The sequence below is a fragment of the Pseudomonas sp. GW821-FHT09C08 genome, assembly GCF_059418125.1.
The window spans coordinates 670,469-688,019 of record NZ_JBWKPG010000001.1 but is presented as its reverse complement, the minus strand read 5'-3'; the positions used below and the strand labels follow the sequence as shown (position 1 = coordinate 688,019).

16 protein-coding genes are annotated in these 17,551 nt (G+C 59.7%); 5 read left to right on the top strand and 11 right to left on the bottom strand.

Annotation, left to right across the window (positions count from 1 at the left end):
- The first annotated feature begins 71 nt into the window (after positions 1-71).
- A complete protein-coding gene (locus AC07OJ_RS02745) occupies positions 72-980 on the top strand; it encodes a LysR family transcriptional regulator (protein ID WP_495093871.1) in 909 nt (302 codons plus the stop codon).
- Between the two features lie 6 nt (positions 981-986).
- Here the strand turns inward: AC07OJ_RS02745 and lhgO are convergent, their stop codons facing one another.
- From lhgO to AC07OJ_RS02705, 8 genes are all read right to left on the bottom strand, one after another.
- Positions 987-2,183, bottom strand: coding sequence for an L-2-hydroxyglutarate oxidase (gene lhgO / locus AC07OJ_RS02740; RefSeq protein WP_177009990.1), 1,197 nt, complete (start codon positions 2,181-2,183; stop codon positions 987-989).
- Positions 2,184-2,244: 61 nt separating this feature from the next.
- Positions 2,245-3,231, bottom strand: coding sequence for a glutarate dioxygenase GlaH (gene glaH, locus AC07OJ_RS02735; RefSeq protein WP_495093870.1), 987 nt, complete (start codon positions 3,229-3,231; stop codon positions 2,245-2,247).
- A gap of 81 nt (positions 3,232-3,312) precedes the next feature.
- Positions 3,313-4,638 (bottom strand): OprD family porin, encoded by a 1,326-nt coding sequence (locus tag AC07OJ_RS02730; protein ID WP_495093869.1) that lies wholly within the window; start codon positions 4,636-4,638, stop codon positions 3,313-3,315.
- 93 nt (positions 4,639-4,731) lie between these two features.
- Entirely contained in the window at positions 4,732-5,934 is a 1,203-nt protein-coding gene (locus AC07OJ_RS02725) for a 3-oxoadipyl-CoA thiolase (protein WP_495093868.1), read from the bottom strand.
- Positions 5,935-5,952: 18 nt separating this feature from the next.
- A complete protein-coding gene (locus tag AC07OJ_RS02720; RefSeq protein ID WP_495093867.1) occupies positions 5,953-7,500 on the bottom strand; it encodes a 3-hydroxyacyl-CoA dehydrogenase in 1,548 nt (515 codons plus the stop codon).
- A complete protein-coding gene (locus AC07OJ_RS02715) occupies positions 7,497-8,291 on the bottom strand; it encodes an enoyl-CoA hydratase (RefSeq protein ID WP_495093866.1) in 795 nt (264 codons plus the stop codon). The genes AC07OJ_RS02720 and AC07OJ_RS02715 overlap by 4 nt, the downstream gene beginning before the upstream one ends.
- 32 nt (positions 8,292-8,323) lie before the next feature.
- Positions 8,324-9,511 (bottom strand): CaiB/BaiF CoA transferase family protein, encoded by a 1,188-nt coding sequence (locus AC07OJ_RS02710; protein WP_495093865.1) that lies wholly within the window; start codon positions 9,509-9,511, stop codon positions 8,324-8,326.
- Positions 9,512-9,541: 30 nt separating this feature from the next.
- Complete coding sequence (locus AC07OJ_RS02705) at positions 9,542-11,263, bottom strand: acyl-CoA dehydrogenase family protein (RefSeq protein WP_495093864.1); 1,722 nt, start codon at positions 11,261-11,263, stop codon at positions 9,542-9,544.
- A gap of 111 nt (positions 11,264-11,374) precedes the next feature.
- Here AC07OJ_RS02705 and AC07OJ_RS02700 point away from each other — a divergent pair, with 111 nt between their 5' ends.
- Positions 11,375-12,307 (top strand): LysR family transcriptional regulator, encoded by a 933-nt coding sequence (locus tag AC07OJ_RS02700; RefSeq protein WP_177009982.1) that lies wholly within the window; start codon positions 11,375-11,377, stop codon positions 12,305-12,307.
- 141 nt (positions 12,308-12,448) lie between these two features.
- On the top strand, positions 12,449-13,888 hold the full coding sequence (locus AC07OJ_RS02695; protein ID WP_495093863.1) for an MFS transporter: 1,440 nt from the start codon (positions 12,449-12,451) through the stop codon (positions 13,886-13,888).
- Here the strand turns inward: AC07OJ_RS02695 and AC07OJ_RS02690 are convergent.
- A complete protein-coding gene (locus tag AC07OJ_RS02690; protein ID WP_177009980.1) occupies positions 13,808-14,260 on the bottom strand; it encodes an Lrp/AsnC family transcriptional regulator in 453 nt (150 codons plus the stop codon). The genes AC07OJ_RS02695 and AC07OJ_RS02690 overlap by 81 nt on opposite strands.
- Before the next feature lie 148 nt (positions 14,261-14,408).
- On the opposite strand from AC07OJ_RS02690, the gene AC07OJ_RS02685 reads away from it, so the two are divergent.
- Complete coding sequence (locus tag AC07OJ_RS02685) at positions 14,409-15,026, top strand: LysE family translocator (protein WP_177009979.1); 618 nt, start codon at positions 14,409-14,411, stop codon at positions 15,024-15,026.
- 25 nt (positions 15,027-15,051) lie between these two features.
- The gene (gene panB, locus AC07OJ_RS02680; RefSeq protein WP_177009978.1) at positions 15,052-15,885 is read left to right on the top strand and encodes a 3-methyl-2-oxobutanoate hydroxymethyltransferase; all 834 of its coding nucleotides are present in this window, start codon (positions 15,052-15,054) and stop codon (positions 15,883-15,885) included.
- A gap of 19 nt (positions 15,886-15,904) precedes the next feature.
- On the opposite strand, the gene AC07OJ_RS02675 is transcribed toward panB, so the two are convergent.
- Both AC07OJ_RS02675 and AC07OJ_RS02670 read right to left on the bottom strand, forming a co-directional pair.
- On the bottom strand, positions 15,905-16,735 hold the full coding sequence (locus AC07OJ_RS02675; RefSeq protein WP_495093862.1) for an amidohydrolase family protein: 831 nt from the start codon (positions 16,733-16,735) through the stop codon (positions 15,905-15,907).
- Positions 16,736-16,748: 13 nt separating this feature from the next.
- The gene (locus tag AC07OJ_RS02670) at positions 16,749-17,519 is read right to left on the bottom strand and encodes an enoyl-CoA hydratase/isomerase family protein (protein ID WP_495093861.1); all 771 of its coding nucleotides are present in this window, start codon (positions 17,517-17,519) and stop codon (positions 16,749-16,751) included.
- Positions 17,520-17,551 lie beyond the last annotated feature (32 nt).

Sequence of the window (17,551 nt, the reverse complement as noted above, 5' to 3'; positions counted from 1 at the left end):
GGTAATGGACTGGTGCCATGGTCGGTGCTAGCGTGAAATAAAACCAATCGTCATCTTTTATGCAGAGCATCATGAATCCTGATATCAGGCACCTCGACCTAAACCTGCTCAAGGCCCTCGATGCCTTGTTGGATGAGCGTAGCGTCACCCGTGCCGCCGCGCGATTGTCACTGACCCAGCCCGCCGTCAGCGGCATGCTCACACGCTTGCGCGAAAGCTTTAACGACCCGTTGTTCGTGCGTGCGCAACGCGGCATGGTGCCGACGCTTCGGGCTGAACAATTGGCCGGGCCGATCAAGCAGATGCTCAGTGCTATTGGGCAGATGCTGCAACCCCATGCGTTTGAACCGCACACGGCAACGATGACGCTTTCACTGGCGTCCACCGACTACGCGTTACGGGCCGTGGTGGTGCCTTTCCTCAGCGCACTGCGTGTGCAAGCGCCGAATATTCGTATCGCCGTGCAACCCGTCGACCCTCAGCAACTGCCTGGCCAACTGGACCGTGGCGATATCGACCTGGCCCTCGTGACACCGGAAAGCACCCCGCCAGGCCTGCATTCTGCAGCGTTGTTCGATGAGCGTTATGTATGCGTGATGCGCGACGATCACCCTGAGTCGCGGCATGAGGCGCTGACCCTGGAGCGCTTTTGTGCGCTGGATCATGCGCTGGTCTCCCCCGCCGGTGGCGCTTTTGAAGGGGTGACCGATCACGCGCTCGCCCGCATCGGCAGGTCACGGCGCGTGACCGTCTCGGTGACCAGCTTCCTGGTGCTGCCGGAGATCTTGCGTGCCAGCAACCTGATCGCCGTGGTGCCCCGCCGTTTGGCATTGCATGCCGATGGGCTGCTCATGCGTGAACCGCCGTTGGACATTCCAGGTTTCGGCAAGACTGTGGCGTGGCATGAGCGCACTCACCATGACCCCGCTCACACATGGCTGCGCGGACTGTTGGTGGACACTTGCCAGGCACTCGGCTGAATGCCTTCAAGCGCCGCGTTGCACCTTGACCTTGCTGACGATATACGCACCGATAGGAATCGCCGATGTAGCTGCCGGCGACGGCGCGTTACACACGTTCACACTGAGCCTTGTGTTCACGAAAAGGAAGTCGTCGATCAACTTGCCGCTGTTGGAGACGGCCTGGGCGCGGACACCTGCCGGATAGGGTTTTAACTCATCCTGCTTGATAGAAGGGCAATATTTTTGCACCTGCTTGAGATAGCCGCGCTTGAAGATCGAGTTTCTCATCTCAATCAAACCAGGCTTAAAGTTGGCCTTGAGCACTTTCAACACACCGGGCGAGGTGAATATCTCGAACATGTCCACTAGGGAGAAATCGGTTTTCTTGTAGCCTTCCCTTTTCAGCGCCAATACGGCATTGGGGCCGACCGTTACCGTGCCATCGATCATGCGGGTCAGGTGCACGCCCAGAAACGGCATGGCAGGATCGGGAATGGGGTAGATCAAGTGATTGACGATTTGATTATGCTCATGGGGTAGCAAGTAGTACTCGCCCCGGAACGGGCAAATCTGGAACTCAGGCTCCAGGCCGAGCATCCGCACCACACGATCAGCCATCAGCCCGGAACAGGAAATCAGAAATCGACCCTGATAAACCCCGGTAGTGGTCGTGATCACCACCTCATTCTCGCGCTCATCGAGCGCGATGACCTCGCTGTTGTAACGGATAACACCGCCCTGGCGGGTGAACTCGTTAGCCATTTGCCGGGTGACTTCGGCGTAATTGACTATACCGCTTGAGGGCACATAAATGCCGCCAAGGCCGATAATGTTCGGCTCCCTTTCACGCAGCGCATCTGCAGTCAGCCATTCACGCTCCAGCCCGTTGGCCGCCGTGCGGTCCCACAGCGCCTGCATTCGCTGCATCTCGACGTCATTGGTGGCCACCAGCAGCTTGCCGCAGGTGTCGTAGCGAATGCCGTGCTCATCACAGAACGCTTTGGTCGCCCGGTTGCCCTCCAGGCAGAACTTCGCCTTGAGGCTGCCAGGGGGGTAGTAAACCCCGGCGTGAATCACACCGCTGTTATGCCCGGTCTGATGACGGGCCGCGCCCGATTCCTTTTCCAGCAGCAGAATCTGCGCATCCGGGTATTCGCCCGCCAACTGCATGGCGGTGGACATGCCGATGATGCCGCCACCGATAATCACAAAGTCGTACACCTGTATTCCCTCTCTTACATCCGTCATGGGCAAACGGGGGCGTCTGCACCCCCGCGCCGTGTCAGTTGGCGCTTTGCCCGTGCTGATGCGCCAGCTTGGGATAGCTGATGTAACCACGTTGCCGCATCAACTCACGACGCAGGCCCGGGTGCGCAGTGAAGCGATCGCGGCCGTGCAGCCAGAACAGGTTGTTGATCAGCAGGAATGAACCCACAGCGACCGGCACGGACAGCTTGGCATCGCTGTTTTCCAGTGACTCGCCGAGCGCGTATAACCAGGTGCCCTCTTCGAAATTCTCAGGCTGCACGAATTGGTCGATATAACGCATGGTCGGCCGGCCGACTTCATCGGTGTCGAAGATGGCATGGAACACATCCTCCTTGACGTTCTTGCTCGGCGGCGCCGTCCAGCGCAGGGGACGACGCGCCAGGGGATGCTTGTAGAACGTGTCCAGATCCGCCCAGTCATCCAGGTGCAGGATCAGCGAGTTACCGCCTTCCATGTTCTGTTCGTCGATCTTCATCATCAGCACGTAGTCGGTAATTTGATTCACGAAGGTGCCGTCGTTGTGCAACTCCATCACACGGTGCGGAGCACGCAAATAGCTGTCTGAGGTGTCGACGTTTTCCACCACAAACCGCGCATAGAACTGACCACTCATGGCATCGAAGTTAGAGCGCCCGAGCAAATGCGCCACGGCGGTGGAAAATTTGACCATGTCGTCGGCCTGGGACACGTTATCCAGGCCTTGGGGGACGATCAGCAGTCCCCCGGTTGCTCGGTCCATCACCGTGTTCACCAGCATTGGGCGCAGGGTACCGCCGCAGAGCTCATCAAGGATCTGGCCAAATTGGAATCGCAGGAAAGACTTGTACTCCAGCGCCTGCACCGGCAGTTGAGCCACAGCGCTCAAAAACGCACTGACCGTCGATTGCGCAAACGTTAATTCAAGCAGGCGTGGAGACTGGGCCGAAGGCTTGATTGAAAAGCCCTGGAAGGTTGCTGGTGGCTGCATGACCGCAACGTCGAGCGGGGCGAAGGCATTCATTGCTACATCCTCTTTTTTGCCGAGTAGAAAGGCGCACGACGACAGCGTCGTGCACCCGATGGAAATTACTGAATCAACACCTCAGAACAGCGCGACGGTGTAGCTCACCGTCATGCGGGTCTGGTCCTGATTGGCATCCGCCTCGGAGTGCAACACGCCCGAGCGCATGGCGAATCCGAGGCCCTTGAAGGTGCCGTCCTGGATCACGTAGTCGAGTGCCAGGTCGCGTTCCCATTCCTGTTGATCACGGCCGGCGGTGGTCTTGATGTTGTCGCCCTTGAGGTAGACTACCGAGGCGCGCAGGCCAGGGAGACCGGCGGCGGCAAAGTCGTAGGCATATTGGGCAAACCAGGTCTGTTCACCGGCGCGGTTGAAGCTGGTGATCATGCGATCGGTGAACAGGTAGAGGGACGTGCCGGTAGCACCTTTGTCCGGCAGCGATGCCTGGTTGAGTTGGACAAAGTTGCTGGCGTCCGAAATGCTTTGGTAGCCGCCCGTCAATGCGTGGCCACCGAGGCTGTAGGTGAAAATGGCGCTCCAGGTACGGTTATCGATCTCACCCGAGGCATCGTCGCTGTAGCCACTGGTGCGATAACCGGCACTACGCCCTGCCGCGCGGCCATTGGCACCACTGGAATCGGTGTCGAAGTAGCGCAGGTCGGTCTTCAACGACTGCCCTTCACCCAATCCCAGCACGTGCTGCAGGCCGTAAAATTGCTGCGTGTAATAGTCCTCAAGGGTGGCCACGTAGTACTGCAGCGTCAGGTCTTTGTTGACCTTGAAATCGCCGCCGGCAAATACGAAGGCAGTGCTCTGGCGTGTACCACCGGCGACGGCCAGTCCGGTGCTGTCTGTGGAGCCGCGCCCGGTTGCATGTTCCAAACGACCCGCCGTCAGGCTGAGGTTGTCGATTTCTGTGCTGGAGATCTGGGCGCCTTCAAAGGTCTGCGGCAGTAGGCGGCCGTCATTGGCTTGCAGGATCGGCAGCTTGGGCATCAGCGTGCCGTAGCGCAGTTCGGTTTGGCTCAGGCGCATCTTGGCGGTCAAGCCAAGGCGGCTCCATTCGTCAGTGGCGTGGTCTCCTCCGGATGGAATCATCGAACTGCCGCGATGCCGCCCTTGCCCGCTGTCCAGCGTCACGCCGAGCAAGCCCATGGCGTCGAGGCCAAATCCTAGAGGGCCATTGGTAAACCCCGAGGTGTAATTGAGCATGAAACCTTGGGCCCACTCCGCGGTTTTACTCTGACTGGCTGGCCCTGCCCGGTCGCGGTAATCGTTGTTGAAATAGTAATTGCGCAGGCCCAGCGTGGCTTTGCTGTCGCCGACAAAGTCCGCCGACGCGGGCTGACCGAAGAACAGCAGGCAAGCGCCGGCGCTCAAGCCCGTGAGGGCCAGGGATGTTTTCATGGGAAGTATGTCCAGTGAGATTATTGTTGTTATGGATGACATTTATCGAGGAACGGCCTGGGGGCCGCCCTTTAATACCCCGTCATGCAAGGGTCAAACGCGCTCGATCACCATCGCGACGCCCTGCCCAACTCCCACACATAGGCTGACCACGGCGTAGCGCTGCTGATTACGCTGCAAAGTGCGACAGGCACTGAGCACCAGCCGGGCGCCCGAGGCCCCTAATGGATGCCCGATAGCAATCGCGCCGCCCAAAGGATTGACGCGGCTGTCATCAAAGCTAAGTTCCAGCGCCTTGAGGCAGGACAACACCTGCGGCGCAAATGCCTCGTTGATCTCGATCAGATCCACCTGTGCCAGGCTGATACCGGCGCGCTGCAACGCCACGTTAATCGCCTGGTACGGGCCGATGCCCATGATGCGCGGCTCTACGCCTACCACTGCCGAAGACAGGATTCGGGCCATGGGCGCAACATCGTGGGCCTGGCCGATGGCTCGATTACCCAACAGCAAGACTGCGGCGCCATCGTTGATGCCCGACGCGTTGCCGGCAGTCACGACGCCGCCGGGGAACAGCGGGTTGAGCCGCGACAACGCAGCAAAATCGGACTGTGGCCGTGGATGTTCGTCAACGCTGATCAGCTGGGTTTGCCCCTTGCGCCCAGTGGGCACCTCCACCGGCAGGATCTCATCGGACAGCCAGCCCGACTTCAACGCGCGGGCATAACGTCCCTGCGACGCGGCAGCAAAGTGATCGGCCTCATAGCGGGTTATGCCATACATCAGGGCGACGTTGTCACCGGTCTGCGGCATGCTGTCGTTGCCATACCGCTGAACCAGTTTCGGATTGGAAAAACGTGCGCCGATGGTGCTGTCCGCCAGCTCCTGGGTGCGGCTGTATGCACCCTCGGCCTTGGAGATCACCAGCGGCGCCCGCGACATGCTTTCGACGCCTCCGGCCAGGTACAGCGTCCCCTCACCGCAGGTGATCGCCCGCGCCGCATCGATGACTGCGGACAATCCGCTGGCACACAAGCGGTTGACAGTCTGGCCTGGAACGGAGCACGGCAGCCCGGCGCTGAGCAATGCGTTGCGCGCCACGTTACGGCTGTCCTCGCCGGCCTGGTTGGTGCAGCCGAGGATCACATCCTCCACGACATGTTCCGGCAGACCTGAGGTCTGCATCAGGTGCGCCAGCAGGTTGCCGACCAGGTCATCCGGCCGCATGCCCGACAGGCTGCCGCCGTGACGGCCAAAGGGGGTGCGTAAACCGCTGTAGATATAGGCATCAAGCATGGCAAATTTCTCGCTCAATCAAAGTGGCTCGGCGGCTGCCGGCATTGAGTTTTCGGCGCTGCACAGGGCGATTCCCAGGCGTGCCCGGCGGCGTAGCCAGTTACTGGGGCGGTAACGCGGGTCGCCGGTGAGGGTATGCATACGCTCCAGAATCAGCAGCAGTCGCCCCGCGCCCAGGGTGTCCCCCCACGCTAGCGGCCCGTGGGGGTAGCCGAGGCCCAAGCGCACCGCCATGTCGATATCCTCGACGCTGGCGATGCCCTGTTGAGCGATGTCGCAACCCAGGTTGACGATTGCTGCCAGCGTGCGCTGCAGCACAAAACCGCAGCTGTCGCGCAGCATCACCACGTGGCCACCGTCGCGACTGAATAGCGCATGGGCGGCCTCCTGCATATCGACGCGGGTTGCCGGGTTGACCATCAGGCAGCGCAGCGCACCCAACTCCAGCACGGTATCGATCGCTACGCTGCGGGTGGGGTCGACACCATGGCGCAAAGCCGATTCGCTGGTGTCGTCACCCAAGGGCGCCAGCAGGCACAAGGCGTCGGGCGACGGACTCGCCCCTGTCTCGACTTGCGCGCCCAATTGCCCAAGCAGTGCCAGCACACGGGTCTTGCCCAGGTCATCGTCCGCAGCCACCCACACGGTGGGCAGTTGCGCGCACGTCGGTACGGGTTGGAGCGCCGAGGGGCTGACGCTGTTGCCATCGTATCGATAAAAGCCCTGGCCAGTCTTTCGCCCCAGGTGCCCACCGGCCTGCATCAAGCGCAGCAATGGATGGGGTCGGTAGCGCGGTTCCTCATAGAACTGGTGATACACCGATTCCATCACCGGTACGCTGACGTCCAGCCCCACCAGGTCCAGCAACTCGAACGGCCCCATTGGAAAACCCGCGCCGTCCCGTAGCAGCGCGTCGATCAGCGCCGGTGTGGCGATCCCTTCGCTGAGCATGCGCAACGCTTCGGTACCGTAGGCACGACCGGCATGGTTGACGATAAACCCCGGGGAGTCCTTGGAATCCGCCGAGTAACGGCCGACCTTGCGGACCAATGCGCGTAGACGCTCAAGCGCATCGGGCTGTGTAGCGATGCCCCCGATCACTTCGACCAGGCGCATCCGCGGCACCGGGTTGAAAAAGTGCAGGCCGGCCACCCGCCCTGGATACCTGCAGACTGAGGCAATCGCGGTAATGGACAACGACGAGGTGTTGCTCGCCAACAGTGTGGTTTCATCGAGCAGTTCGTCCAGTTGCCGGAACAGCTGCTGTTTGACCTCAAGATCTTCGACAATCGCTTCGATCACCAGCTCACAGTCATCCAGCGCTTCCAGGCGATCAACCACCTGCACCAACGCCAGCGCATCACGCGCCGCCTGCTGGCTGATACGGCCCTTGCTCTGCAACATGGCCAGCGTCGTCACCAATGCGCTTTGCGCGGTGCGCGCCGCCCCCGGGCGCACATCGAACAGTGAGATGTTCAAGCCGGCCAGCGCCATGACCTGGGCAATGCCCTGCCCCATGGCACCGACACCGACCACACCGATTCGCTGAATGGGTAATGCGTTCATAGGCCGAGGTACTCCGGTGTGCGCTTTTGCAAAAACGCCTGCATGCCTTCTTTCTGGTCGTAGGAGCCGAACAGCAGTTGAAAGGATTTACGCTCCAGGGTCAGAGCCTGCTCCAGCGGCAGATCCATGCCGGCAAGCACCACTTCTTTGATCTGCGCGACGGCGATGGGCGGCATAGCCGCGATGGCCACCGCCATTGCCAGGGCTGCGGTGAGGGTCTGCGCGTCGGGTACTACTTCGCTGACCATACCCATGCGCAGGCCTTCGCTGGCGGTGAACTGGTCGCCCGTGAACAGCAGGCGCAACGCCTGGAATTTGCCCACTGCACGTAACAAGCGTTGGGTGCCGCCCGCGCCGGGCATGATCCCGACCTTGACTTCGGGCTGGCCGAAACGGGCCGATTCCCCTGCGATAATCACATCGCAGTGCATCGCCAGCTCGCAGCCGCCGCCGAGAGCGAATCCGTTTACGACGGCAATCACCGGTTTGCGACATCCGGAAATCGCCTGCCAATGCCGCTCGGCATGTCGGGCATACAGCTCAAGCGCAGTGGCGTCGACCATTTCACCCAGGTCCGCACCGGCGGCGAACACCGTAGGGCTGCCAGTAAGAATGATGGCGCGTGTATCAGGACAGGCATCGAGACGTCGAAACTGTGCTGCCAGCTCTTCGCGCAATGCCATATTCAATGCATTGCGAGCCTTGGGGCGATTGAGGCGCAACAGTGCAACGCCCGGTGCGGGTTGTTCGTGCAGAACCAAGGGTTCGGGACAATCAGATGCGTGGCTCATAGGGGCTCCGTGGCCAGGTAAGTGGGCAGGCGTTAACCACGAACGATGCCGGTGGCATAGAGGCGCTCAATCTGCTGAGCGTCCAACCCGAGGTTCTCAAGCACTTTGCGTGTGTCTTGCCCCAAGGTCGGTGGCGGGCTGCGATAGGTCGCCGGGGTACGCGAGAGCTTCACCGGCGAGCCGATGCCACGGTAGTCGCCGATGTCCACCAGTAGGCCGCGATGCTGCGTGTGTGGGTGGGCCACCACGGTATCGATGGTTGCAATGGCCCCGCACGGCACGCCCACGCTGATCAACTGCTGAGCCAGCGCCGGACCATCATGGCGAGCCATATGCTGTTCCAGTGCAAGCTTGAGCGCCTCGCGATTGACCGAGCGAGCGCCGTTATTGACGAATCGAGGGTCTTCAAACATTTCGCCCGCGCCCAACTGCTCACATAACTTGGCAAACTGGCGATCATTGCCCACCGCCAGGAAAATCGGCTCGGTACCCGTGGCATAGCTGTCATAGGGCGCAATGTTGGGGTGGGCATTGCCGGTGCGGCGCGGCGTTTTACCGGCGGCAAGGTAGTTGGGCACATGGGGGTGCAACAGCGACACACCGCAGTCGTACAGGGTGATGTCGAGGGATTGCCCGAGGCCGCTGCAATGACGCTCATTAAGTGCCAACAGTACGCCAGCCAGTGCATTGAGCCCCGTCACCATGTCGACAATCGGAAGGCCGATGCGCAACGCGCCGCTGTCGGCTTCGCCATTGACGCTCATAAGGCCGGCCATGGCCTGGATCACGGCGTCGTAGCCTGGGAGGCCGCCGAGCGGGCCATCGCCGCCAAATCCGGAGATGGCACAGTGGATCAAGCTGGGGAAACGCTGGCTCAACACTTCGCTGTAATCGATACCCCAGCGTTTCAGGGTGCCAGGTTTGAAGTTTTCGATCAGCACATCGGCGCCTTCAAGCAGGCCCATCAGCAATTCAATCCCTTCGGGCCGGGAAAGGTCCACGGCGATCCCCTGCTTGTTACGGTTGACGCCACGGTAGTACGAGGCGTCGGCACCTTCAAAGGGTGGCCCCCACCCGCGCGTTTCGTCGCCGCTCAACGGTTCCAGCTTGATGACCTCGGCGCCATGGTCGGCGAGCGCCTGAGAGCAGTAAGGGCCGCCCAGCACACGGCTGAGGTCGATCACTTTCAGGCCGTCGAGGGCCCCTTTGGAATGGTTCATCAGTGCACCTGCGATCAATGGAAAAAGGATTCAAACCGGCAGCAGCTGCATGGCCTCGGCGTGAGAAAGCGGACTCTCGTCGGCCAGGCGTGACAGCAATTGCGCGTCGATCGAGGGTTCAGGGTTGAGCGGGTCGCGGGGCAGCAGCTTGTGTTGCAACAACAAATGGGCCAGGGCCAAACGGCGACTGTTATCCGATTGTTGGCTGGCTTCCCACGCCATGAAAATCGCCGTGGCGATGTGATACAGGGCACTACCGGCCTGGCGCACTTCGTCGTCACGTCGCTCGCCGGCGACGGTCGACATACGCGCCACCGTGCGATCCAACAGGCTTGCAAACAGACAATGGCTCTGCGCGGGCAAGCCAGCATCGGCCAGCAGTGTCGACAGGTGCTGCTGCAGCGGTTCAAGCGCTTGTTCACGGACGACGGCACGGCCGATATCCAGGGCCACGATATTGCTGGTGCCTTCCCAGATGGAGCCCAGGTGAGCATCACGCACCAGCCGCGCATCACTCCACTCTTCGATATAGCCAATCCCGCCACGTACTTCCATGGCGTCACCCGTCACACGGCGGGCATCGCGGCAGGCGCGGAATTTGATCAGTGGCGTGAGGATACGTACACACTTGCGCGCCGCTTCATCGCCCGCATCCGCCTTGGGCAGCAACGTGGCAATCTGCATAAACATCGAGCGCGCCTGCTCGGTAGGCAGCATCATTTTCAGCAATTGCCGTTGCATCAATGGCATCTCGATCAAATGCTTGCCAAACGCGCGACGGTGCCGAGCAATATACAAGGCCTCGTTCACGCCCCGCCGCATCAGGCCGGCGGCGCGCACGCCATTGGACAGACGTGACATATTGACCATGTCGGCCATCTGCTGAAAACCGCGCCCCACTTCACCGATCAGGTAGGCCGTGGCGCCTTCCAGGGTGATTTCACCGCTGGCCATCGAGCGTGTGCCGAGTTTGTCTTTCAGACGCTGAATCCGGTAGGCGTTGCGCGAACCGTCCGGACGCAGCTTTGGCAATAAAAACAGGCTCACACCGGACATCCCGTCCGGGGCGTCATCCGGGCGCGCCAGGACCATTGCCAGGTCGGCATCCGGGTTGGAGCAAAACCACTTTTCGCCGCTCAACAGCCATTCGCCGTCCTTAAGCGTGGCGCGGGTTTGAGTGCGCGACACATCCGAACCGGCAGCCTGCTCGGTCATGAACATGGCACCCTGGAACAGCGTGTCAAAGTCCTGAGAGACCAGGGACGGCAGGTAGCGCGCCACCAGTTCCGGCGCGCCGAATTTTCGCAAGGTACGCGTCAGGGAGTCGGTCATGCTCACGGGGCAGCACAGGCCGAACTCGGCCTGCACAAACAGAAACGTGAGGGCATATTTGACCAGTGGCAGCGTCCCGTCATCGCGGTGACTCATGGCTGCCAGGCCCAGCTCGGCATACGCTACGCGCTCCAGTTCGACAAAATCCGGGTGCTTCTGGATGCTCTGGATGTCTTCACCACGGCGGGTGCGCGGCAACAACTTGGGCGGATTCTTGTCGGCCGACAGAGCCAGTACATCCAGTTCGTTACCGGCCCGAGCCCCCAGCTGTTGCCAGGTCGGCAACCAGTGTTGATAGAGATCGGAGGGCAGGTAAACCTTTAGCAGCGCGGCAAGGCCGGCGTCACATTCGAACAGATTGAGGCCACGACTATCAGGAATATTCAAGGGGTCGTGGAGCGCTTTGGACACGGCATTCATGGTGACTCTCCTGGTTCTTGTGGAATCAGAGTAGGGTCAGCATCGATAAGTATCTAATACAAAATAAATCAACTACGATAATAAAAAATTATCATAAGCCGAGGGCGTGCCATGGATCTCAAACAGCTGCGTTATTTTGTTGCGGTGGCCGAAGAGCTTCACTTTGGACGCGCTGCCACACGGCTGTTCATCTCCCAACCGGCCCTGAGTTTTGACATCAAGAAGCTCGAAGGTCAGTTGGATATCCAGTTGCTGAACCGCAATAACAAGTCGGTGAGCCTGACCAATGCGGGCCAGGTCCTGCTCAATGAAGCGCGCTACCTGTTATTGCGTGCCGAGCAGGCCAAGCGCCTGACCCTGCGCTCCGCCCAAGGGTTTGCCGGTCGCTTGAGTGTGGGGTTCGTCAATTCTGTGTTGTACCGCGGTTTGCCCGAGGCGGTAAAAACCTTCGAACAGGACCACCCCGATACGGAGATCGTGCTGATGGAGATGAACAGCGCGGAACAGGCCCAGGCGTTGCAACGCGGGCAAATCGATATTGGGTTTGTGCACTGGAGCAAATTCCCCGACAGCATCGAGTGCGAACGGCTGTTGCGCGAACCCTTTGTCTGCTGCCTGCCAACGTCACATCGGCTCTCTGACCGCGACAGTATCGACTTGCAGGCGCTGGCAGATGAAGATTTCATTCTGTTCCCGCGCACGGTGTCGCCGCACTACCACGACCTGATCATCGCACGCTGTGTCGACGCAGGTTTCAGCCCGCGCATCCGCCACGAAACACGCCTCTGGCAGACGGTGGTAACCATGGTGGCTTACGGAATGGGCGTGGCGCTTGTACCACAAACCCTGGCCAAGACCCTGCGCGAAGGCGTGCGCTATTGCGCGATCAATGGGGACGGCGCACTTTCCGAAATTCACGCCATCCGCTTGGCCGCAACGCCGTCCGCCGCCGCGCAAAGTTTTCTGGAACGGTTCAAAACGTTGCAGCCTACGCTCCCCTCTACCAATGACCTCAACGATACGAAATCCCGTATCACGCAATAATTTTTAATCATTATTTTTATCACTGTTGGCTGTATAGGCTCTGAGCTATCGGCCTTGCGTGTGCCTTGGCGGGCCGATCCGCTCATAACCCTTCGCGCAGTGAAGAAGGGTTGTTTCCAATAAAAACAACAGGATCTCACTATGAATACCGCCCAGGATATTGCCGCTCACAAAAGAGCTCGCAAGGCAGGTGTTGCCTCGTTTATCGGCACGACAATCGAGTGGTATGACTTCTACGCGTACGGCATCGCGGCTGCACTGGTCTTCGGCAAAGTGTTCTTTCCCTCAGACCTCAACCCTGGCACTGCCACCCTCCTCTCATTCCTGACGCTCTGGGCCGGATTTATCGCTCGCCCGGTAGGCGGCATTATCTTCGGTCATCTGGGTGACAAGATTGGCCGCAAAACCACACTGGTGATCACCCTGGTGATGATGGGCATAGCTACCACCTGCATCGGTTTACTTCCGACCTACCTGCAAATCGGCATCTGGGCGCCGATCGCGCTGGTGGTACTGCGGGTAATTCAGGGGGTCGCCGTCGGCGGCGAATGGGGTGGCGCCATCCTCATCGCCAGTGAAAACGCGCCCAAAGGTAAAGGCATCCTGTACGCCGCCTTCGCCCAGCAAGGTTCGCCCGCCGGCAACCTGCTGGCGACGCTGGTGTTTTTCGGTTTGAGCGCCCTGCCGGTGACAGACTTCATGCTGTGGGGCTGGCGGATCCCATTCCTGCTATCAGCGGCGCTGGTCATCGTAGGCATGGTCATCCGTCTCAAGCTCGAAGAGTCCGACGACATGAAGCGTCTTATGGCGCAAAAGAAGACGGTCAAACTGCCAATCCTGGAGGTGCTGCGCAATCACTGGCAGATCGTGCTGCTGGGCGCCGGCGTGCTGCCGATCATCCATGTGACTTACTTTAAGAGCACCTTTGCGCTGTCCTGGGCCACCAAGGAACTGGGCTATGCACAAAGCACCTTTCTGAGCGTCATCATTATTTCCCTGATCGTCCAGTTCATCGCCCAACCCTTTGGCGCCATCCTGGTGTCGAAGATAGATATGCGCAAAGCCGTCGCCTTTATGGTGATTCCCGAACTGATTCTGATGCCGGCGATGTTCTTTGCCGTCGAAACAAAGATCTATTGGATTGCGGTAGTGGGCATGTGCCTGGCGACCATTCCGCACTCGATGTTCTACGGCGCCGTCGGTGGCATTCTCGCGCGAGCCTTTCCCACAAAAGTGCGCTACAGCGGTTTGTCGATCGCCTACCAGCTCTGTTCATTGTTGGTAGGCGGTGCCACCCCCGTCCTTGCCCAGGGGCTGCTCAACTCCACCGGCAGCATCATTGGGGTGGCCATCGCTTCGGCTTCCTATGCCCTGGTGTCGCTGGCGTGCATGCTGCTGCTGCTCAAACGTATCGGGCATAACGCCTCCGAGCTGTCCTGCGCGGAACAGGCAGACGCCGATGAGTTGGCCGGCGAGGCAGTTACAGCGTCGACGCAACCGTCACACGGGCAGCGGCCGATCCTGGATAACTCGCTTCATGACGAGCGTCGAGGTCAACCGTTGCACATTGGGCAAGGCTGACAGACTCTCATCGTAGAGCCGCTGAAAGGCCGGCAGGTCCTGGGTAATGACGTGAAGCAGGTAATCCGGCTCGCCGAACAATCGTTGGGCATCGATGACCTGAGGAATCTGCATCAGCGCAGCCTCGAACGCATGAACGGCGGCCTTGTCACCCTCACGCAGGGTCGCAAACACCATGGCAGAAAAGTTGAGGCCAAGGGCGCCGGGGTCCAGTTGCGCACGATAGCCCATTAATACCCCGGACTCTTCCAGCGCCCGCACGCGACGATGGCACGGTGAAAGGCTGAGGCCCACGCGCTCAGCCAATTCCGTTACCGATAGGCGACCATTTTTTTGCAGCTCTGAAATAATCTTGCGATCAATCTCATCCATCCGGAAGATTCTCCCAATTCAAAGCGCTTCGATGACTGTATTTGAAAGCACATTCTAACAATATTTCATTATTCTTCCTCGCGTTCATTATTGCGCGAGGCGCCACGATGCAAAGATGTATGAGTCACCAACGAAGGGGGGCAGCGGCATGACCTTGAGTATCTTCGTTGCCTTCTGGGCCGTATCTATTCTGTTCGTGATCACACCTGGTGCGGACTGGGCTTATGCGATTTCGGCAGGGCTGAAAGGCCGCGTGGTCCTGCCTGCCATCGGTGGGTTGCTGTCCGGGCATATCATCGCCACCCTAATCGTTGCTGGCGGTGTCGGCACACTGGTTGCCAGGCATCCACTGGCCTTGTCAGTGCTGACTGTCGCCGGCGCGGGCTACCTGCTGTGGCTGGGCGTGAATATGATTGCTCACCCTTCCACGCCCCACGCTGATCAGGTTCAGGTGTCCGATTCGTGGCAACGCTGGGCGATCAAGGGGCTGTGTGTGAGTGGTTTGAACCCCAAGGTATTCCTGCTGTTCCTGGCCCTGCTGCCGCAATTCACCGATAGCACGGCGACCTGGCCGGTACCTATGCAGATGATTGCGCTGGGGCTCGTTCATACGCTGAGCTGCGCAGTGGTTTATCTGTTGGTCGGCTATGGATCCCAGACAGTGCTGCGGGCACGGCCTGCTGCGGCACGGCGTGTCAGTCGCTTTTCCGGTGCAGCCATGATCCTTATCGCGATCGTATTGTTCATCGAGCAATTACTGGGTTAACCCCTATTTCAGTGAGGCGACAAGAATGACTGATCAGCCTGCACCCTATGGCAATGCCCAACCGGCTTCTCGTATCCGTATTCCGCACTTGAAGCAGATGAAGATGGAAGGCCGGAAGTGGGCGATGCTCACCGCCTACGACATGTACAGCGCAGCCATCTTCGAGGAGGCCGGCATCCCGGTACTATTGGTAGGTGATTCGGCCTCCAACAATGTCTATGGCAACGAATCTACGCTCTCGGTCACTGTGGACGAACTGATCCCGCTGGTGCGCGCAGTCAGTCGTTCAACGAAACGAGCGCTGGTAATTGCCGACCTGCCTTTCGGCTCCTACCAGGCCTCGGCGGAACAATGCTTTCACACTGCCGTGCGCTTTATGAAAGAGGCCGGCGCCCATGCGGTCAAACTGGAGGGCGGCATTGAAATGCTGCCTCAGGTCGAGAAGCTGACGACCTGCGGTATTCCGGTCATGGCGCACATTGGTTTCACGCCTCAGATGGAGCATCAGCTGGGTGGTTACCGGGTGCAGGGGCGCGGTGAAGACGCACAACGTCTGATCCATAGTGCAAAGGCCTTCGAGGCAGCCGGCGCCTTTGCGTTATTGGTCGAGATGGTGCCGGGCGAGGTAGGCCGTGAGATCACTGAAGCGGTATCGATTCCGACCGTTGGCATTGGCGCAGGTAACCAGTGCGATGCACAGGTGCTGGTCTGGCAGGACATGACGGGGCTGCGCAATGGCCGGCTGCCGCGCTTCGTCAAACAATATGCGGACCTCAGGTCTGTGCTCCATACCGCCGCCAGTGATTTTGCGCGAGAGGTGCAGGCCGGCGAGTTTCCGGGGCCTGAACATACGTTCTGACCCTCGGAACCCAGGCGTTTCAACGACTCAGTTTGAACGCCTGGCGCGCATTCTCCGCCAGGAACAGACGCCGGACATTATCGTCCAGACCCAAGGCTGCGAGTCCATCCAGACAATCCGCCGGCGTCAGCATCGGGTAGTTTGTGCCAAACAATACCTTCCCCTTTCCCGCCCCACGCATATACGCCACCAGCTCGTCAGGAAACCGCGACGCCTTGTAGGCCGATGTATCCACGTAGACATTCGGGTGCTTCATCATCAGGGAAATCATTTCGGCCACCCACGGAAAGCCGATATGTCCACCGACGATGCGTAGCTCAGGAAACTCGTGTGCTACGTTATCCAGATAAGGCATCGGGCGCCCGGGCTCAGACGGGCGCATCGGGCCTGCATGGCCCACTTGCAAACAGAAGGTGATATCCAGCTCGATGCACTCAGCGTATAGCGGGTAGTATCGGCGGTCATCAGGCGGCAGGCCCCATAGCCAGGGCAACACGCGCAAGGCCTTGAAGCCATATTGCCTGACGCAACGGCGCAGTTCCCTGACCGCCTCCATCGGCCGGCTCAGGTCCACCGACGCCACGCCAATGACTCGCTCAGGCTGCGCCATGACGGCCGCCGCCACTTCTTCGTTAGTGATCATCGGGCCAGCAGGTCCCCACCAGGCACTGGCGAAGACCTTCGATACTCCGTCCTTTCGGAAGGTCTCAAGCGCCTCGGCCGAGGTGATGTCAGGGGTATTTTCGGCTAAAGCCTTCCATGCTGTTGGCCAGCGCCGCAATGACTCAAACATCGAGTCCTGCAAAAAACGCTTGTTGGGAAACTGCATCCAGGCGTCGATTATTTCCACGGCGTTTTAACTCCTATTCACCCATGATTTCCCGGCGACGCTTATCCTGGGCCCGGCGATTACCCTCATCACTCATGCCGGTGGGCAGTTCCTGGTCGAGCAGCGTGGTACGCAGGTCAATCTGCTGCATGACTGAATCCTGCAAGGCCTTCTTGGACATGGCATACGCCACGTTGCAATCGGGGGTAATGCAGCGCGCATAGGCAAGCGCGGTGGCCAGCAGTTGCGATTCCTCCACCACCTCATGGAAGAACCCGAGCTTCTCGGCCTGCTCCAGAGAATAGAGCTCACCCTTGAGGGTGGTCAGCGCGCCGACCTGATCACCCAACGCGTACTTGATGATTTCCACATACGCGGCGGGCATCGGAATACCGATAGGCACTTCGTTGAGGCCGAACTTGGCCTCTTTGCGCGCAGCGATACGGAAGTCGCAATCCAGAGCCGTGATCAGACCGCCGGCAATGGCATGCCCGTTGATCGCTGCCACCGTGGGGCGCGGGTACTGGAAAATACGCAGGTTGGTCGCGCGGTATTCGGCGTACCACTGGCGGATTCGCTCTTTGTTCTGGCTGCCAAATACATCAAAGCTGTACTTGAAGTCGATACCGGCTGAAAAGGCATTGCCCTGCCCGGTTAGAATCACCGGCAACTCGCTGAACTCGGTTTCGAGCCGATCGAAGGCATCATGCAGGTCCTTGAAGAAGGTGTCGTTCTGCACATTGACCTTGTTAGTATTCATGCGCACAACCGCACACCCCTCCATCACTTCAATCTGCCATGCCATGTTTCACTCCTTATCGGTGGCGCCTCTGAATT